This window comes from Flavonifractor sp. An92, from assembly GCF_002159175.1.
Classification (GTDB): domain Bacteria; phylum Bacillota; class Clostridia; order Oscillospirales; family Oscillospiraceae; genus Pseudoflavonifractor_A.
Genome location: NZ_NFGZ01000015.1, coordinates 60,366 through 78,046 on the forward strand (window position 1 = coordinate 60,366; position 17,681 = coordinate 78,046).

15 protein-coding genes and 1 tRNA gene are annotated in these 17,681 nt (G+C 65.1%); 12 read left to right on the plus strand and 4 right to left on the minus strand.

Annotated features, from left to right (window positions below; translation table 11 throughout):
- Positions 1-33 precede the first annotated feature (33 nt).
- Positions 34-122 (minus strand) — tRNA-Ser (locus B5G43_RS11125).
- 347 nt (positions 123-469) lie between these two features.
- On the opposite strand from B5G43_RS11125, the gene B5G43_RS11130 reads away from it, so the two are divergent.
- Complete coding sequence (locus B5G43_RS11130; RefSeq protein WP_087261309.1) at positions 470-1,282, plus strand: cell wall hydrolase; 813 nt, start codon at positions 470-472, stop codon at positions 1,280-1,282.
- Positions 1,283-1,352: 70 nt separating this feature from the next.
- Here the strand turns inward: B5G43_RS11130 and B5G43_RS17360 are convergent, their stop codons facing one another.
- Entirely contained in the window at positions 1,353-1,520 is a 168-nt protein-coding gene (locus B5G43_RS17360; protein ID WP_158097416.1) for a hypothetical protein, read from the minus strand.
- 288 nt (positions 1,521-1,808) lie between these two features.
- Between B5G43_RS17360 and B5G43_RS11135 the strand changes: the two genes are divergently transcribed.
- The 9 genes from B5G43_RS11135 (at position 1,809) to B5G43_RS11175 (ending at position 13,331) form a co-directional block, all read left to right on the plus strand.
- Positions 1,809-3,089, plus strand: coding sequence for a dihydroorotase (locus B5G43_RS11135; protein ID WP_087261311.1), 1,281 nt, complete (start codon positions 1,809-1,811; stop codon positions 3,087-3,089).
- A gap of 51 nt (positions 3,090-3,140) precedes the next feature.
- Positions 3,141-4,067: an orotidine-5'-phosphate decarboxylase gene (gene pyrF, locus B5G43_RS11140; RefSeq protein ID WP_087261315.1), complete on the plus strand. Its 927-nt coding sequence runs from the start codon at positions 3,141-3,143 to the stop codon at positions 4,065-4,067.
- A gap of 12 nt (positions 4,068-4,079) precedes the next feature.
- Positions 4,080-4,859, plus strand: a complete 780-nt coding sequence (locus B5G43_RS11145; protein WP_087261316.1) for a dihydroorotate dehydrogenase electron transfer subunit — start codon at positions 4,080-4,082, stop codon at positions 4,857-4,859.
- An 85-nt stretch (positions 4,860-4,944) separates the two neighbouring features.
- Positions 4,945-5,850: a dihydroorotate dehydrogenase gene (locus tag B5G43_RS11150; protein WP_242960545.1), complete on the plus strand. Its 906-nt coding sequence runs from the start codon at positions 4,945-4,947 to the stop codon at positions 5,848-5,850.
- 26 nt (positions 5,851-5,876) lie between these two features.
- On the plus strand, positions 5,877-6,209 hold the full coding sequence (locus tag B5G43_RS11155) for a DUF6054 family protein (RefSeq protein WP_087261318.1): 333 nt from the start codon (positions 5,877-5,879) through the stop codon (positions 6,207-6,209).
- Between the two features lie 19 nt (positions 6,210-6,228).
- Entirely contained in the window at positions 6,229-7,407 is a 1,179-nt protein-coding gene (locus tag B5G43_RS11160; protein WP_087261321.1) for a bifunctional histidine phosphatase family protein/GNAT family N-acetyltransferase, read from the plus strand.
- A gap of 7 nt (positions 7,408-7,414) precedes the next feature.
- Positions 7,415-9,397 (plus strand): YgiQ family radical SAM protein, encoded by a 1,983-nt coding sequence (locus tag B5G43_RS11165; RefSeq protein ID WP_087261324.1) that lies wholly within the window; start codon positions 7,415-7,417, stop codon positions 9,395-9,397.
- A gap of 187 nt (positions 9,398-9,584) precedes the next feature.
- A complete protein-coding gene (locus B5G43_RS11170) occupies positions 9,585-10,436 on the plus strand; it encodes an undecaprenyl-diphosphate phosphatase (protein WP_087261327.1) in 852 nt (283 codons plus the stop codon).
- 75 nt (positions 10,437-10,511) lie between these two features.
- Positions 10,512-13,331 (plus strand): DNA translocase FtsK, encoded by a 2,820-nt coding sequence (locus B5G43_RS11175; protein WP_087261330.1) that lies wholly within the window; start codon positions 10,512-10,514, stop codon positions 13,329-13,331.
- A 50-nt stretch (positions 13,332-13,381) separates the two neighbouring features.
- On the opposite strand, the gene B5G43_RS11180 is transcribed toward B5G43_RS11175, so the two are convergent.
- Together B5G43_RS11180 and spoIIR are read right to left on the minus strand one after the other, a co-directional pair.
- Positions 13,382-14,659 (minus strand): glycosyltransferase family 2 protein, encoded by a 1,278-nt coding sequence (locus B5G43_RS11180; RefSeq protein ID WP_343214421.1) that lies wholly within the window; start codon positions 14,657-14,659, stop codon positions 13,382-13,384.
- A gap of 263 nt (positions 14,660-14,922) precedes the next feature.
- The gene (gene spoIIR, locus B5G43_RS11185) at positions 14,923-15,555 is read right to left on the minus strand and encodes a stage II sporulation protein R (RefSeq protein WP_087261351.1); all 633 of its coding nucleotides are present in this window, start codon (positions 15,553-15,555) and stop codon (positions 14,923-14,925) included.
- 163 nt (positions 15,556-15,718) lie between these two features.
- Here spoIIR and B5G43_RS11190 point away from each other — a divergent pair, with 163 nt between their 5' ends.
- Both B5G43_RS11190 and B5G43_RS11195 read left to right on the plus strand, forming a co-directional pair.
- On the plus strand, positions 15,719-16,957 hold the full coding sequence (locus B5G43_RS11190) for a homocysteine S-methyltransferase family protein (RefSeq protein ID WP_087261337.1): 1,239 nt from the start codon (positions 15,719-15,721) through the stop codon (positions 16,955-16,957).
- A gap of 12 nt (positions 16,958-16,969) precedes the next feature.
- Positions 16,970-17,681: formyltransferase family protein (locus B5G43_RS11195; RefSeq protein ID WP_087261340.1), on the plus strand; the 712-nt coding region annotated here is incomplete at its 3' end.

The following is a 17,681-nucleotide window of genomic DNA, read 5'->3' on the forward strand; positions in this document are numbered from 1 at the left end:
AAAATGAGCGGCTTGTTTTCACAAGCCGCTCTCTGGCGGAGACGGAGGGATTCGAACCCTCGAGCCCTTGCGGACTACACGATTTCCAATCGTGCTCGTTATGACCACTTCGATACGTCTCCGTATGGAATTGTTCGTTGCTGTCAGCAACAGATGTTATTATAGCAGGTTTTTTAGATTCGTCAAGAGGAAATTTAAAAATTCACCAAATTTTTTCTGCGGGGCTGTTGGAGGGAAAAACTGCGGGTAACAAAATGTAATGGATTGTTACCGATTTGGAAGTAACAGGAAATACAGAAGGGGAGCGGGCCCAGAAATGGAAAATCGAAATCGTTGCGCCGCAAGGGTTTGCGGACTCCGACAAAATTAGGGGTTGCAATCTGCCTCCAAATAAATTACAATACGGTTACAATCTGATGAAAATAAAGTAACAGATTGAAAACAGAAACGTAACAGGAGGTATCCTCATATGCAGAAGCGAGTGTCCTGCCTGGTGCTGGCCCTGGCCCTCTTTGTGGCCATGAGCACCCATGCAGCCGCCGCCGAGAGCAGTTGCGGCGTTGTGGTGAACGGCAAAGAGCTGTCCACCGCCGTGGCAAAGGTGATCAACCAGAATACCTACGTGTCCTATTGGCCGGTGGTCCTGGCCATGTACCCCGACGCCACCGTGTCCTGGGAGAACGGCCAGTCCGTGGCCCGGGCCAATGGCCTCACCCTGTGCGTGCCGGTGGGAGCCCAGTATATCGTGGCCAACGGCCGCTACCTCTACGTGGCCGACGGCGTGAAGTCGGAGAACGGCAGCATCCTGGTCCCGGCGCAGACCCTGGCCAAGGCCCTGGGCGCCACCGTGGGCTGGGACAGCATCAACCAGTGCGCGGTGTTCCAGTCGGCCAGCGGCCCCATCGCCTCGGGTGACAGCTACTACAACAGCGACTCGGTCTACTGGCTCTCCCGCATCATCTATGCCGAGAGCGGCAATCAGTCCCTGGACGGCAAGATCGCCGTGGGCAACGTCATCCTCAACCGGGTGGCCAGCTCCCAGTTCCCCAACACCATCAAGGGCGTCATCTTCCAGGCCAATCAGTTCAGCCCCGTGAGCAACGGCTCCATCTACAACACCCCCAGCACCCAGAGCGTCATCGCCGCCAAGCTGTGCCTGGACGGGGCCAACACCGTGGGCAACAGCCTCTACTTCGTCAACCCCCGCGTTTCCCCCAACAGCTGGGCCAGCCGGAACCGCACCTGTGTGGCTACCATCGGCGCCCACGCGTTCTTTGCTTAATTTGATCACCGACTGCTCCTGGCAGTATGTAATGACCGGACCCCGAGGGGCCCGGTCCTTTTCTTTTTCCTCAGAAGCCCATGCTGTCGGTGAAGTCGCTGGCCAGATCGCTGACCATGCGTCCGGCCTTCTTGGCCTTGCGCTTGAGCTGGCGGCGGTTGGACATGGCGGCCGAGGTGAGCATGACGCCTGCCATCATGCCAAGGCCCATGCCGCCCAGAAAGGGATGCTGATTCATATTTGGGACCTCCTTTCGTGATCTGGTCCTATTCTTCCCGGAATGACAGAAAAATGCGTTGCTAAATACTGAGATTCAAGCTATAATGATGTGGGCTGAATCAACCGCATTGCGGCTTGTTCGACACATATACGCATATCACCGGATACACAGGTGCCGTGCCGCCTGGCACAGCGCACAGCGGCGGTCCGGGGCAAGGGGGCGGAGCGTCAGCCGGTCCCTTTTTCTATGGACGATAACTGGAATGATTTGGAATAGAAAGGAACGCGACCAGAAAGGAGTGATCCCGTGAAATTGCTGATTCGGCAGGGCCGTTTCATCGACCCGGTCAGCGGCATTGGCGGCGTAATGGACATTTTGGTGGAGGACGGCCGTGTGGCGGTCCTGGGCAGCAACCTCCAGGACGACGAGGCCCAGGTGCTGGACGCCACCGGGCTGGTGATGTGCGCCGGCCTGGTGGACATGCACGTCCATCTGCGCGACCCGGGCCTGGAGTACAAGGAGACCATCGAGACCGGTACCCTGGCGGCAGCCCGGGGCGGCTTTACCTCCATCGCCTGCATGCCCAACACCCGTCCGGCGGTGGACTGCCCTGAGCAGATCGCCTACGTCAAGAGCAAGGCCGCCGGAGCCTGCGGCGTGAACGTGTGGCCCATCGGCTCGGTGAGCGTGGGCGAGCGGGGCGAGGAGCTGACCGACTTCGAGGCCCTGAAGGAGGCGGGGGTGGTGGCCCTCTCCGACGACGGGATGCCGGTGCAGAACGCCAACCTGATGCGCGACGCCCTCATCCTGGGCCACCGGCACGACCTGACCGTCCTCTCCCACTGTGAGGACGCCGACATGGTGAAAAACTACGCGGTGAACGAGGGCCGGGTCTCCCGGCAGCTGCGCCTGCCCGGCCGGCCCGCCATCGCCGAGGAGATCATGGTGGCCCGGGACGCCATGCTGGCCGAGGAGACCGGCGCGGCGGTCCACATCTGCCACATCTCCACCGCCAAGGCGGTGGCCCTGGTGCGCCGCTATAAGAAGAAGGGCGTCCACATCACCTGTGAGACCTGCCCCCAGTACTTCTCCCTCACCGAGGACATCGTGCCCGAGAAGGGGAGCATGGCCCGGGTGAACCCGCCCCTGCGCACCAAGAAGGACGTGGAGGCCATCATCGAGGGCCTGAAGGACGGCACCATCGACGCCATCGCCACCGACCACGCCCCCCACTCCGCCGAGGAGAAGGCCCGGCCCCTCACCGAGGCCCCCAGCGGCATGGTGGGACTGGAGACCGCCCTGGCGGTGACCCTGACCTATCTGTACCACGGCAAGCACATGCAGCTCTCGGACATCATCCGCAAGATGACCCTCAACCCGGCCTGCATCCTGCGCATCAACAAGGGCCGCCTGGCCATCGGCGGCGAGGCCGACATCGTCCTCTTCGACCCCGACGAGGAGTGGACGGTGGACCCGGAGCAGTTCGCCTCCAAGGGCCGCAACACCCCCTTCGCCGGTATGAAGCTGAAGGGCAAGGTGAAATACACCATCGTGGACGGGCGCATCGTCTATCAGGACCGGACCTGAGCGCCCTGACATAAGACCGCATCGAGAATAGAGAAAAGGAAGGTTTTCAACATGTCGTTTGATGTACTGCAAGATAAGATCCTGAAGGTCAAGAACCCCACCGTGGCCGGCCTGGACCCCAAGCCCGAGTATGTGCCCGAGTTCCTCCGCAAGGAGGCCTATGCCCAGTACGGCGAGACCCTCCAGGGGGCCGCCGAGGCCATCTTCGCCTTCAACAAGGGCCTCATCGACGCCCTGTGCGACATCGTCCCCGCTGTGAAGCCCCAGAGCGCCTACTATGAGCGCCTGGGCTGGCGCGGCATGGAGGTCATGGAGCGCACCATCCGCTACGCCAAGGAGAAGGGCCTCTACGTCATTGCCGACATCAAGCGCGGCGACATCGGCTCCACCGCCTCTGCCTACGCCGACGGCTGGCTGGGCTCCACCGCCGTGGAGGGCAACTCCTTCAAGGTCTTTGACGCCGACTGCGTCACCCTCAACGGCTACATGGGCTCCGACAGCGTGAATCCCTTCCTCAAGACCTGCGTGGCCGAGGACAAGACCTGCTTCGTGCTGGTCAAGACCTCCAACCCCGGCTCCGGCGAGCTGCAGAACGTCCCCGCCGGGGAGGGCAGCACCGTCTACGGCCTGATGGCCGACCTCATCGAGAAGTGGGGCGCGGAGACCAAGGGCAACTACGGCTACACCCGCGTGGGCGCGGTCACCGGCGCCACCCACCCCAAGGAGCTGGAGGAGATCCGGGCCAAGATGCCCCACACCTTCCTGCTGGTGCCCGGCTACGGCGCCCAGGGCGGCACCGCTGAGGACGTGCGCCACGCCTTCCACCAGGGCGGCAAGGGCGCCATCGTCAACTCCTCCCGCGGCATCATCTGCGCCTGGCAGAAGACCGGCAAGAACGGCGAGGACTACCAGGAGGCCGCCCGCAACGCCGCCATCGCCATGCGGGACGACATCTGCCGCTTCCTGGACATGGAATAAGGAGGAGCGGCCATGAAGGTGGAACGCAAGTGTAAGATCCTCTCCAAGGAGTGGCTGAACCACGACGCGGTGCAGTTGGTCCTGGAGGTGGGCGACATGGTGGGGGAGAGCTTCCGCAACCCCGGCCAGTTCGTCCATGTGAAGTGCGGCGAGGGCCTCCTCCTCCGCCGCCCCATCTCGGTGTGCTCCTGCGAGGAGAATGAGCAGGGCGACCGCCTGACCCTGGTCTTTGAGGTCCGGGGCGAGGGCACCGAGTGGCTCTCCGAGCGCCAGGTGGGCGACACCCTGGACGTGATGGGCCTTCTGGGCAATGGCTTCCCCGTGAAGCCCAAGGGCCGGTACCTCCTGGTGGGCGGCGGCATCGGCGTGCCTCCCATGCTGGGCTGCGCCCGGACGAACGGCGGCAAGTCCACCGCCGTGCTGGGCTACCGCTCCAAGGACAAGGCCATTCTGGTGGACGAGTTCCAGGCCGACTGTGCCAAGGTGCTCCTGGCCACCGACGACGGCTCCATGGGCTACCACGGCTTTGTGGACGCCCTGGTCCGCCAGGAGCTGACCGAGGACAAGAACTATGACGCCGTGCTGGCCTGCGGCCCCACCCCCATGCTGCGCAACGTGGCCAAGGTGGCCGACGAGTTCGGCGTGCCCTGCCTGGTGTCCATGGAGGAGCGGATGGGCTGCGGCGTGGGCGCCTGCCTGGTGTGCGTGTGCGACATGAAGGACGGCACCCGCAAGCACGCCTGCAAGGACGGCCCGGTGTTTGATTCCAAGGAGGTGGACTGGGATGTGTAAGCTGATTCTGCGCCCCATCCGGGACGAGAAGCCGGACCGCTCGGTCCGTCCCGCCGCGCCGGAGGAGAACCTGCCCCCGGTGGATATGTCCGTCACCCTGGCCGGGATGACCATGAAGAACCCCGTGGTGGTGGCCTCCGGCACCTTCGGCTTCGGCCGGGAGTACGGACAGTTCTATGACCTCTCGGAGCTGGGCGGCATCTGCGCCAAGGGCCTCACCCTCCACCGCCGGGAGGGCAACCCCGGCCCCCGCATCGCCGAGACCCCCATGGGCATCCTCAACTCGGTGGGCCTTCAGAACCCCGGCGTGGACGCCTTTATCGAGACGGAGCTGCCCTTCCTGCGGCAGTACGACGTGAAAGTGATCGCCAACATCTCGGGCAACAGCCCCGAGGAGTACGGCATCATGTGTGAAAAGCTCTCTGAGGCCGGTGTGGACATGATCGAGGTCAACATCTCCTGCCCCAACGTGAAGGCGGGCGGTCTGGCCTACGGCACCCGGCCCGAGCTGGCCGCCGAGGTCACCGAGGTGGCCAAGGCCCACGCGGGCAAGGTCCCCGTCATGGTGAAGCTCTCCCCCAACGTCACCGACATCACCGAGATCGCCAAGGCGGTGGAGGGGGCCGGCGCCGACGCGGTGAGCCTCATCAACACCCTGCGGGGCATGCGCATTGACATCAACACCCGCCGCCCCATCCTGAAGATGAACACCGGCGGCCTCTCCGGCCCCGCCGTGCTGCCCGTGGCGGTGCGGATGGTGTGGGAGGTCTCCAACGCCGTGAAGATCCCCGTGCTGGGCATGGGCGGCATTTCCAAGGGCGAGGACGCGGCCCAGATGATGCTGGCTGGCGCCACCGCCGTGGCGGTGGGCACCGCCCTCTTTGCCGACCCCTATGCGCCGCTGACGGTGCGGGACGGCCTGGAGAAGATTGCCGCCCGGCAGGGCCTCTCCGCCGTGTCCCAGCTCACCGGCGGCGTGAAGCCCTGGTAAATTAGAACAAAAAGGAGGGTTCCCCCTTGGACGGAAGCTATTTTGTCTCCCTGGACCTGCGCAGCTGCGGGGAGAAGGTCCACGAGGCCGTCACCGACAGCATCACCGGCGAGCTCATCGACCACTACGAGGTCTCCCATCCCCAGGGGGGCACCTGCGTGGTGGCGGTGTATGAGAAGCACTACTACCGGGCGGGCAACCGCCTGACCCTCACCGTCATTCTGGACGACTTGACCGGGCAGACCCGGGTCCACTGCATCAGCGGCGGCGGGGGAGAGGGCCTCTTCCGCTTCGACTGGGGCGCGGCGGGCAGCTTTGAAAACGTGGTCCACGACGCGCTGGATGCGTACCGCATCTGACAGGAAGAGAGAGAATGCCATGACCACCCTGTACATCATCCGCCACGCCGAGGCCGAGGGCAACCTCTACCGCCGCATCCACGGCTGGTACAACTCCCTCATCACCGAGAAGGGATACCGGCAGATCGCCGCGCTGGCGGCGCGCTTCCGGGATGTGCCCATCGACGCGGTGTACTCCAGCGACCTCTTCCGCACCATGACCACCGCCCGGGCTGTCTATGAGACCCACGGCCTGGAGCTCCACACCCGCCCCGACCTGCGAGAGATCTCCATGGGCACCTGGGAGGACCGCACCTGGGGGGAGGCCGCCCGCTTCGACCGGGAGGCGTATATCCGGTACAGCGCCTGCGACCCCAGCTGGAAGAACGAGGGGGGCGAGTCCCGCCCGGAGGCCGGGGCGCGCATCCTGGGCGCGATGCTGGACATCGCCGCCCAGCACCCCGACCAGACCGTGGCGGTGTTCTGCCACGGGGACATCATCCGCTGTCTGGCGGCGGAGGTCCTCCACGTCCCCACTCCGGAGATGAAGTCCCTGGGCCACTGCGACAACACCGGCGTCATGTGCCTTCAGGTGGAACACGGCGTGCCCCGGATGGTGTTCCGCAACGACAACTCCCATCTCACCGACGAGATCTCCACCCTGGCCTGGCAGCAGTGGTGGAAGGGCCAGAACAGTGCGACGGGGGATCTGGTTTTTTGGTACCGGCCTCTGACCGCCGGCGACCGGGCGTTTTACGAGGCCCTCCACCGGGAGACCTGGGAGGGGCTCTACGGCGCGGAGCCGGATTACGACCCCGCCGCCTTCTTTGAGGAGGCCCGGCGGGTGGCGGAGCGCCACCCCCACGGGGTCAGCGTGGCCATGCTGGGGGAGGAACCCGCCGGCGTGGTGGAGCTGGACCCGGAGCAGGGCTGCGGGGAGAAGGTGGGACACATCCGCTTCCTGGCCCTGGCGCCCCAGTTCCGGGGCAAGGGTCTGGGCCCCCAGCTGCTGGGACAGGCGGTGTCGGTGCTGCGCCCCCTGGGCCGGGACCGGCTGCGCCTTCTGTGCGCGCCGGAGAACGAGAAGGCCCGGCGCTTCTACGACCGCCACGGCTTCCGCGTCACCGGCAGTCAGTCCGGCCACCGGGGCCCTCTGGACCAATTGGAAAAATACATCGGCTATCAGCCCCGCAGCTGGGAAGAGATAGCCCACCTGTGAGGTAGCTATGAATCAGTTTTTACCCGTATCGAAAGAAGAGATGGTGGAGCGGGGCTGGTACTGGTATGATTTTCTCATCATCACCGGTGACGCCTACGTAGACCATCCCACCTTTGGCCCGGCCATCATCTCCCGGGTGCTGGAGGCGGAGGGCTATCGGGTGGCCGTGCTGGCCCAGCCCGACTGGCACAGCGCCGATGCCTTCGCCGCCATGGGCCGGCCCCGCCTGGGTGTCATGCTCTCGGCGGGCAACATCGACTCCATGGTGGCCCACTACACCGCCGCCAAGAAGCGCCGCCACGACGACGCCTACTCCCCCGGCAACAAGGCGGGGCTGCGCCCCGACCGGGCCACCATCGTCTACTCCAACCGGGTGCGGGAGGCTTTTGGGGACATCCCCCTCATCATCGGCGGCCTGGAGGCCTCCCTGCGGCGGTACGCCCACTACGACTACTGGGAGGACAAGGTCCGCCGCTCCATCCTGGTGGACAGTCAGGCGGATTTGCTGACCTACGGCATGGGCGAGCGGGCCACCCGGGAGATCGCAAAGCGGCTCTCCAAAAAGGAGCCCATCTCCTCCATCACCGACGTGAAGGGCACCTGCTTCCTGGCCGAGAGCCCGGAGGAATGCGCCTATCCCAGCGTGGAGGTGGCCTCCTTTGAGCAGGTCTCCCGGGACAAGCGGGCCTACGCCCTGGCCAACAAGGTGGAGTACGACGAGCACGACCCCATCCGGGGCCGGGCCATCGTGCAGCGCCACGGGGATCGCTATGTGATCGCCAATCCCCCCGCCATGCCCCTCAATACCGCCGAGCTGGACGAGGTGGCGGAGCTCCCCTACGTCCGGGAGCCCCATCCCATGTACGACTCCATGGGGGGCGTGCCGGCCATTGAGGAAGTGCGCTTCTCGGTGGCCCACAACCGGGGCTGCTTCGGCGCGTGCAATTTCTGCTCCCTGGCCTTCCACCAGGGCCGGATGATCACCTCCCGCAGCCACGAGAGCGTCATCCGGGAGGTGGAGATGCTGACCAAGCACCCCGGCTTCAAGGGGTACATCCACGATGTGGGCGGCCCCACCGCCAACTTCCGCCACCCCTCCTGTGAGAAGCAGCTCAAGCACGGCCTGTGCAAGAACCGGGCGTGCCTGGCCCCCACCCCCTGTCCCAACCTGGACGCCGACCACAGCGACTATCTGAAGCTGCTGCGGGAGCTGCGGGCCATCCCGGGCATCAAGAAGATCTTCATCCGCTCGGGTATCCGCTTCGACTACATGCTGGAGGACAAGAACGGGGAGTTCTTTGCGGAGCTGGCCAAGTACCACGTCTCCGGCCAGCTGAAGGTGGCCCCGGAGCACTGCGCCAACGGGGTGCTGGACTACATGGGCAAGCCCCACATCCAGGTCTATGAGAAGTTCAAGCAGAAGTACGACCGCCTGAACCAGAAGTACGGCAAGGAGCAGTATGTGGTTCCCTACCTCATGTCCTCCCACCCGGGCTGTACCCTCCAGGACGCGGTGAAGCTGGCCGAGTGGCTCAATAAGACCGGCCGCCAGCCCGAGCAGGTCCAGGACTTCTACCCCACGCCGGGCACCCTGTCCACCTGCATGTACTACACTGGCATCGACCCCCGCACCATGGAGCCGGTGTACGTCCCCACCGACCCCCACGACAAGGCCATGCAGCGGGCCCTCATGCAGTGGAAGCGCCCCGACAAGCGCCCCCTGGTGCTGGAGGCCCTGCGCAAGGCGGGGAGAGAGGACCTGATCGGCTACGGGAAGGAGTGCCTGCTCCGGCCCATGCCCGGCGCGCCTGGGAGTCCCTCCCAGCCCCGCAAGGGCAAGCCGGAGGAGCGCCGGGAGAAGAAGGACGGCAAGCCCCGCCTCAAGCAGGCGGGCCTGCGGGGTGAGCACAACGAGTCCCACTCCAAGCGCAAGGCCGGCTGGGCCAAACCCAAGGCAAAGAAGAACGCCCGCCCCAACAAGCGGGGCTGAGGCAATATACCGCGCGCCGGCGTCCTGTTTATGGGACGCCGGCGCGGTCTGTTGTGGGCTCCGCGTACGGAATTGACATAATCTGAGGAAAAAACATGGAAATATGTGAGCGGGTATGCTATTATACTAGAGATAGCTGCCCGCACGCTTGGCGGAGCCATCCCATTGATAAACGGAGGGGATCCATTTGAGTTACTTACAGGCGATTTTTTTGGGCATCGTCCAGGGAATCGCAGAATTTCTGCCCATCTCCAGTTCGGGCCATCTGCTTTTGTTCCAGACCTTCTTCCACATGGAGAACTATGAGGAGACCCAAAAGCTCTTCAGTGTGCTGCTGCACTTCGGCACCCTGGTGGCAGTGTGCGTCTACTACTGGCGGGATCTGCTGGAGATGATCCAGGAGTTCTTCCGGGGCGTCAAGGCCCTGGTGAAGCCGGAGAAGGGCGACAGCGCGCCGCCTCCCCTGGCCCGCCGGCTGGTCATGCTCATCGTGGTGGCCACCCTGCCCCTGTTTCTCATCCTGCCGGTGAATAAGCTGATGGAGTCGGTGTTCTACAACAACATCGCCGTGTCCATCGCCTTGATGGTCACCGGCTGTCTGCTCTTTTTCTCCGACCGCCTGGCCCGGGGACGGAAGAGCGCCAAGAACGCCACGGTGCTGGACGCCATCCTGGTGGGCGTGGCCCAGGCCATCGGCACCATCCCCGGCATCTCCCGCTCCGGTATCACCATCTCCGCGGGCATGATGCGGGGCTTTGACCGGAAGTTCGCCGTGCGGTTCTCCTTCCTCATGTCCCTCCCCGCCGTGCTGGGCGCCACCATCCTGGAGCTGGCCGACGCCCTGGGCGGCAGCGTGGACCCCGCTCTCATCCCCAAGTACGCGGTGGGCGTGGTGGTCTCCGGCGTGGTGGGCTACTTTGCCATCCGGCTGGTGAATATGCTCTCCGACAAGGGCAAGTTCGGCATGTTCGCCTACTACTGCTGGGTGGTGGGCCTGGGGTCCCTCATCGCGGGCCTGGTGGTGCCGCTCTTCAGCTGAGCGGCCGGAGGCCATTGACATTTCAAATGAGAGAGAAGAGGCGTGGCCCAGCCACGCCTCCCTTCTTCGGAAAGGATGAACTGCATGTCCACAGCACGTAAGAAAACCAGCGGCGGCAAGCGGACCGCAACCTCCACCAAGCGCAGCGGCGGACGGAGCAGCTCCTCCGGCGCCCGCAGAAAGAAAAGCACTCCGCCTCCCAAGCCCATCCGGCGGGGCGTGGGAGCCCTGATCTGTTTGCTGCTGGCCATTTTCGCGGCCCTGGGCTATTTCCATGTCCAGGCGCTGTTCATTGACTTCTTCTGCGGCCTGGCCCGGGGCCTCATTGGCTACGGCTTCTACCTGCTGCCCCCGGCTCTGCTGGGGGGGAGCGCCATCCTCACCTTCCACCGGGGCCGCCCGGTGCGGGCGCGGATGTGGTGTACCATGCTGCTGCCGGTGGTGCTGGGCGCCTTCTTCCACCTGATTTTGGTCAAGTCGTCCCTGCCCTGGGACATGAAGCTGCTGCCCACCCTCTGGGCCCAGGGCGAGGCCATGCAGAGCGGCGGCGCCCTCAGCGGCTTGCTGGCCATGGCCTTTTCCACCGTGTTCAGCAAGATCGGCGCGGGCATCCTCTTTGTCCTCACCACGGCGGTGCTGCTGATGGGGGCGCTGAACATCACGCTGGTGGACATCATTGACTACCTGCGCAGCCGCCCGGCCTACGAGGAAGAGATTCCCGAGCGGCCCCGCCGCGTCAAGGAAAAGCCCCACGCGCCCGCTCCCCAGGCCCGTCCGGCCGCCACCCGGCGCAGCGCCATCGACATTCCGGTGGACGACGGGCCCGGGGCCGAGCCCGCCCCGCCGAAGGAGAACCGGTTCAGCGGTATTTTCCAGAAAAAGAGCGGCTTCTTTGACCGCAATCCCGGGGTGCCCACCCCCGACCAGGTGCTGGCCGGCGCTCAAGCTACGGCCCAGCCGGAGCCGGAGGAGAAACCCGTGCCGGTGGAGCCCCACCTGCCGCCGATGGCTAAGCCGGAGCCGATGACCCTGCCCGAGGAGGAGCCGGAAGAGGAGCAGCCGCCCCTGCCCCCCGAGCCGGAGGAGGAGACCCCGGCGGAGGCCGAGCTGGACCTGCCCTTTGAGAAGCTGCTGAAGGGGAAGGAGCGGGCAGTGCCCGCCGGGATGGAGATCGTCCGGGAGCCCGCCCCCGAGCCGGTGATCCCGGAGATCGAGCGGGAGCCCGCGGTGCCCCGCCCCGCCCCCGCCAAGAGCAAGGAGGAGGAGCGGGCACAGATCGCCCAGGAGCTGGACCGGGACATCCGCAGCAGCCTGGAGAGCGGGGAGGGGGAGCAGTACCAGTATCCCCCCATCGACCTCCTCCGCCGGAGCAGCGCCGTGTCGGCCACTGACATGGCCGGGGAGCTCCAGACCAACCAGATCCGCCTGGCCGACGCCATCCACTCCTTCGGCATCGACGCCAACATCGTGGACATCGTCCGCGGTCCCTCGGTGACCCGGTATGAGCTGGAGCTGGCCCAGGGCGTGCGGATGAACAAGCTCACCAACCTCACCGACGACATCGCCCTGGCTCTGGGCGCCACCGGCGTGCGCATCGCCCCCATCCCGGACAAGATCTCCATGGTGGGCATCGAGGTGCCCAACAAGCTGGTGGCTCCGGTGGGCATCCGGGATGTCATCGACTCCAAGGAGTTCCGGGAAAGCCCCTCCAAGGTGTCCTTCGCCGTGGGCAAGGACATCACCAACCACTGCGTGGTGTGCGACATCGGAAAGCTGCCCCACTTGCTCATCGCCGGTACCACCGGCTCCGGTAAGTCGGTGTGTACCAACTCCCTCATCATCTCCCTCCTCTACAAGGCCACCCCGGAGGAGGTCCGCCTCATCATGGTGGACCCCAAGATGGTGGAGCTGGGCATCTACAACGGCATTCCCCACCTGCTCATCCCGGTGGTCACCGACCCCAAGAAGGCCGCCGGCGCCCTCCAGTGGGCGGTCACCGAGATGATGAAGCGCTACCGGACCTTTGCCGAGGTGAACGTCCGGGATCTGAAGGCCTACAACAACCTGGCCGGGCGCACCGAGGGGATGAAGAAGATGCCCTCGGTGGTGGTGGTCATCGACGAGCTGGCCGACCTGATGCTGGTGGCCGCCAAGGAGGTGGAGGAATCCATCTGCCGGGTGGCCCAGATGGGCCGCGCCGCCGGTATGCACCTCATCATCGCCACCCAGCGGCCCTCCGCTGACGTGATCACCGGCCTCATGAAGGCCAACATCCCCTCCCGTATCGCCTTCGCGGTGCAGTCCTCCCTGGACTCCCGCATCATCCTGGACACCACCGGCGCGGAGAAGCTGGTGGGCCGGGGCGACATGCTCTACTTCCCCCTGGGCTCCGGAAAGCCCCAGCGGGTGCAGGGCTGTTTCATCTCGGACGACGAGGTGTCCGACGTGGTGGACTTCGTCAAGCGCAGCGGCACCGCCGACTACGACGAGGAGGTCCTCCACGAGATCGAGCAGAACGCCGCCGCCAAGGACAAGGGCAGCAAGGGCGGAAGCGACTCCGCCGGAGAGGCGGGGGGCGACGACTACGACGAGCTCCTCCCCAACGCCATCGAGGTGGTGGTGGAGACCGGCATGGCCAGCGTCTCCATGCTCCAGCGCCGCCTGAAGCTGGGCTACGCCCGGGCCGCCCGTCTGGTGGACCAGATGGAGGAAAAGGGCGTGGTAGGTCCCTTCGAGGGCTCCAAGCCCCGGCAGGTCCTCATCACCAAGGCCCAGTGGCAGGAGATGCAGTACCGCCAGAACATGCCCACCGGCGCGCCGCCCCTCTCGGAGCCGGTGCCCGACGAGCTGGAGTTCGAGCGGGACGCCATCGAGCAGGGCCCGCCGCCCTTCTAAGCACAAAAAAAGCCCCCGGCTTCCTGGTGAGAAGCCGGGGGCTTTCTGATTTACTTCTGGGTGCTCAGCTGACGGCGGTTGCCGTGATAGATGGGCTTCCACTCCACCTTCTTCACCAGCGCGGCGATGGAGATGGGGATGTAGGTGAACATGAAGATGGGGAAGGAGAACATGTAGGCCACCTTCTGGAGGGGAGCAACGTGGATCTGCTTCCACTCGGTGAGGGTGGTGGCCACGCCGAAGAGGAACAGGCACAGGTAGAAGTTGACCACGGCCATGCCGATGAACTCCACGGTGGTGTCGATGACCTGATTGGCGATGTAGGCCGGCTCACCCAGGCAGGCCAGCAGGATGATGGCGTTGAAGAGGATACCCAGCAGGGTGAGGAACATGCCGGGGGCCACGGTCATGAGCATGTCATAGCAGGAGAAGCCCCGACGTCCGCCCTTGAAGCAGCCCCGAATCAGCTCCACGCCGTACTTGAAGTCCACCTGGTAGAAGCCCTTGGACCAGCGCAGCCGCTGATCCCAGGACTGGCGGAAGGTGACGGGCTGCTCGTCGTAGATGACGGCCTTCTCGCAGTAGCCAATGGTGCGGCCCTGGATGGCGGTGTTGACGGAGAACTCGATGTCCTCGGTCAGCAGGTGATAGGGCCAGCCGCCGTTCTCACGGATGATGTCGGCGGAGATCAGGAAGCCGGTGCCGGAGACGTGGCAGCTGGTGCCCAGCGCCATGCGGGGGGAGTTGAGGAACCGGGCCTCCCGCAGGAACCACAGGCCGTAGCCGGCGGAGATCCAGTTTTCACCAAAGTTCTTGGAGTTGCGGTAGCAGGTGATGGCGGCGTACTTGCCGGAGTCAAAGGTGTTGTTCATCTCTTTGACGAAGTTGGGGTCCACGTGATTGTCCGCGTCAAAGATGAAGTAGCCGTCGTACACGTCCCGTCCCTCGGTGTGGAGGCGGCGGAAGAGGTAGTCCAGGGCGTAGCCCTTGCCCACCTGGGACTTGTTGAAGCGCTGATAGACAAAAGCGCCGGCGGCCTTGGCCACATGGGCGGTGTTGTCGGTGCAGTTGTCGGCCACGACGTACACGTCCAGCAGTTCACTGGGGTAATTCTGATCCTTCAGACAGCGGATCAGCTCTCCGATGACGTTTTCCTCGTTGCGCGCCGAGATGACGGCGGCGTAGCGGTGCTGGACCTTGGCCTGGGGGGCAGCCTTGCCCCACTTGCGCCGGACCAGACCGATGCACAGGTAGACCAGCTGATAGAAATAGGCCAGGGTCAGGACCACCGCGATCGTGAGATTGAAATAAGTGACAAAGCGTAGCATATCCATACCTCATCATCTGTGGGGCGGCCGCCCGGGCGGGGGCTCCCCGTATGTCTTGCGATACTATTCGTTCCGATGAGATATGATAACACCTTCCGAAAAGATTACAAGTCCTTTTCAAAGTAATTAAGAAATTGTTAATAAACTGGTTAAACTTTCGACAGAAACCGCATTCAATTTTTATAAATAGCGGGGCAAAAGTCCTCGAAAACCTGTGCAGAAAGCTATATCGACCAGTTTTCTTCCAGAAAAGAAAAAATCGATCAGGCGCCTTCCCAGCGGCGGCGGATGCCCTCCACCACCTCCATGAGCTTGAATTTCAGGACATACTCCTGGCTCTCCCCGGTGACGAGAGCGGCCTGGGCGGCGTCCAGGCCGTCCAGCACCGCCGAGGAGGCCGGTTCGCTCACCGCGCCCAGGCAGAGGGGCGGAAAGACCACGCACCACCAGTTCTGCCCGGCCCCCTCGCCGATGACCAGGCGCAGGGCGGTGTAGGAGCCGGTGGGGAGGGAAATTTCCCCGTAGTCCTTGGTGGGGAACCAGGCGCTTTCCTCCAGAGAGGCGGTCACCGGGTAGGTGTAGCCCGCCGCGGCCACGGCGTCGGCCCCGGCCTGGGCCAGCTCCGGCAGGGCATCGGACAGGATGGCAATGGCCTCGTCCCGGGTGGCCGTCTCGGGCAGCAGGGCCCGGGCCTCCTCCAGCACCGCGTCCCGGACCTGGAGCTTCAGGGCCTGGTCGGCCTCGGAGTCGGAGTTGGCCAGTACGTGCAGCCGCAGGAGTTGGTCGGCCAGGTCGCCCTGCTCCCGGTCCAGGCAGGCCCCCAGCAGGGCGGACAGGGCCACCAGCACCAGGGCCAGGACGGCCTGACAGCGGCGGAGGGTTCGGTTTGCGATCATGGAGATCACCCGCACTTTCTTATGTAGTACCTGGATTGTACCCCCTTTTCCCGTCCCCCATACCTCCGGCTTTCCCTTGCATTTTAGGGGAGAGTTGTATATAATGTCTGCTGAATGGACTGCGAAACGGCAGGTCTGATTGAATTAAGGAGGAATACCATCCATGGACAACATCCCATTGTCCCTGTTGCTGGACGGCGCCACGGGCAGCGAGCTGCTGCGCCGGGGCATGCCGGCGGGGGCGTGTACCGAGCGCTGGGTGCTGGAGCACCCCCAGGTGCTCCAGGAGCTCCAGCGGGCCTATGTGGAGGCCGGCGCCAACGTGGTGCTGGCGCCCACCTTCGGGGCAAACGCCGCCCGGCTGGAGGAGCAGGGCATCTCGGGCAAGGTGGCGGAGTACAACGCCCGCCTGGTGGAGCTCTCCCGGCAGGCGGTGGAGGGGAAGGCGCTGGTGGCCGGGGATCTGGGACCCACCGGCCGGTCCATCCCGCCCTTTGGGGATTTCTCCTTTGAAATGCTGGTGGCGGTGTACACCGAGCAGGCCATGGCCCTGGAGCTGGCGGGAGTGGATCTGTTCGTGGTAGAGACCGCGGTGTCCATGCCCGAGGCCCGGGCCGCCATGCTGGCGGTGCGGAGCGTGTCGGATAAGCCGGTGCTGGTGTCCTTCACCTGCGACGACGAGGGGAGGACCTCCTCGGGCACCGACGTGCTGGCCGCCCTCATCGTCATGCAGGGCATGGGGGCCTCCGCCTTCGGCCTCAACTGCGGGGAGGGCCCCCAGGTGGTGCTGGAACAGCTGCGCCGCCTGACCCCCTACGCCACCATTCCGCTGCTGGCCAAGCCCAGCGCCGGACTGCCCCGGATGGAGGGCGGCAAGGCGGTCTACCCCGTCTCGCCGGAGGAGCTGGCCGGCTTTGTGCCCGCCCTGGCCGAGGCTGGAGTGCGGGTGTTCGGCGGCTGCTGCGGCGCGGGGCCGGAGCATCTGGCCGCCCTGCGCAAGGCGGTGGATCAGGTGGACTTTTCCGCCTTCCCGCCGGTGGAGCACGACCCCGACGTGATCCCCTGCGCCAGCGAGACCGAGGCCCGCTTCATCACCCCCGACGTGGACGTGGGCGAGGGCATCGAGTGCAGCTCCGACCTGATGGAGGACATCCTGGAGGCCGAGGAGGAGTCCCCCCAGGGGGCCCTGAAGATCGAGATCATGGAGGAGGACGACCTGCTCCTCTTTGCCGAGCACCAGTATGTCATCAAGGACGCCCTGTGCCTGTCCACCGACGTGCCGGAGCTGCTGGAGGGGGCCCTGCGGGCCTTCCAGGGCCGGGCCTTCTGGGACGGCACCGAGGAGCTGGACGACGATTTCCTGGAGGAGATGCGCGGCCGCTATGGGCTCATCCTGCTGTAAGGGGGGCGCGGTATGAAGATCGCCTATGCGGGCTTTGACCTGCTCTATCCCTGCCTGGAGGCGCTGGAAGAGGCGGGGTGCACCGTGATGAAGGTGTTCACCTACCCCACCGACAATGAATACGAGTTCAACCGCCAGGTGGTGGCCTTTGCCGAGGCGCGGAACATCCCCTGGACCGACCGGCGCATCACCCGGGATGACCTGGAAGCGCTGGCCGCCGCCGGTTGCGAGGCCCTTTTTTCCGCCGGGTACATCTACCGCATCCCGGCGGACACCTCTCTGCGGTGCGTCAACGTCCACCCGGCCCTGCTGCCGGTGGGCCGGGGGCCCTGGCCCATGCCCTGCACCATCCTGAAGGGCCTCACCGAGAGCGGGATCACCCTCCATAAAGTGGTGTACGACCTGGACGCCGGGGATATCCTCCTCCAGGAGACCTTCCCGGTGACCCGTCGGGACGACCTCATGACCATGACGGACACCATCCGCGCCCTGGCCCCCAAGCTGGTGAAGGCCTGTGTGGCCGACTTCGACCGGCTGTGGGCGGGGGCCACCCCCCAGAGCGGTGGGGAGTACTGGCCGGAGCCCAGCGACGAGGAGCGCACCATCACCCCCGATGACCGGGCCGAGCGGGCCGACCGGGTGGTGCGGGCCTTCGCCGGGTACGGGTGCCTCTTCCGCACCGAGGAGGAGACCATCACCGTGGTGCGGGGCGAGGTGCGCCTGG

Bases quoted from the DNA above. Each gene is read 5' to 3' on its own strand.
- B5G43_RS11130 (WP_087261309.1), top strand. From the start codon at position 470: ATGCAGAAGCGAGTGTCCTGCCTGGTGCTGGCCCTGGCCCTCTTTGTG.
- B5G43_RS17360 (WP_158097416.1), bottom strand. From the start codon at position 1,520: ATGAATCAGCATCCCTTTCTGGGCGGCATGGGCCTTGGCATGATGGCA.
- pyrF (WP_087261315.1), top strand. From the start codon at position 3,141: ATGTCGTTTGATGTACTGCAAGATAAGATCCTGAAGGTCAAGAACCCC.
- B5G43_RS11145 (WP_087261316.1), top strand. From the start codon at position 4,080: ATGAAGGTGGAACGCAAGTGTAAGATCCTCTCCAAGGAGTGGCTGAAC.
- B5G43_RS11150 (WP_242960545.1), top strand. From the start codon at position 4,945: ATGTCCGTCACCCTGGCCGGGATGACCATGAAGAACCCCGTGGTGGTG.
- B5G43_RS11160 (WP_087261321.1), top strand. From the start codon at position 6,229: ATGACCACCCTGTACATCATCCGCCACGCCGAGGCCGAGGGCAACCTC.
- B5G43_RS11165 (WP_087261324.1), top strand. From the start codon at position 7,415: ATGAATCAGTTTTTACCCGTATCGAAAGAAGAGATGGTGGAGCGGGGC.
- B5G43_RS11175 (WP_087261330.1), top strand. From the start codon at position 10,512: ATGAACTGCATGTCCACAGCACGTAAGAAAACCAGCGGCGGCAAGCGG.
- B5G43_RS11180 (WP_343214421.1), bottom strand. From the start codon at position 14,659: ATGCTACGCTTTGTCACTTATTTCAATCTCACGATCGCGGTGGTCCTG.
- spoIIR (WP_087261351.1), bottom strand. From the start codon at position 15,555: ATGATCGCAAACCGAACCCTCCGCCGCTGTCAGGCCGTCCTGGCCCTG.
- B5G43_RS11190 (WP_087261337.1), top strand. From the start codon at position 15,719: ATGGACAACATCCCATTGTCCCTGTTGCTGGACGGCGCCACGGGCAGC.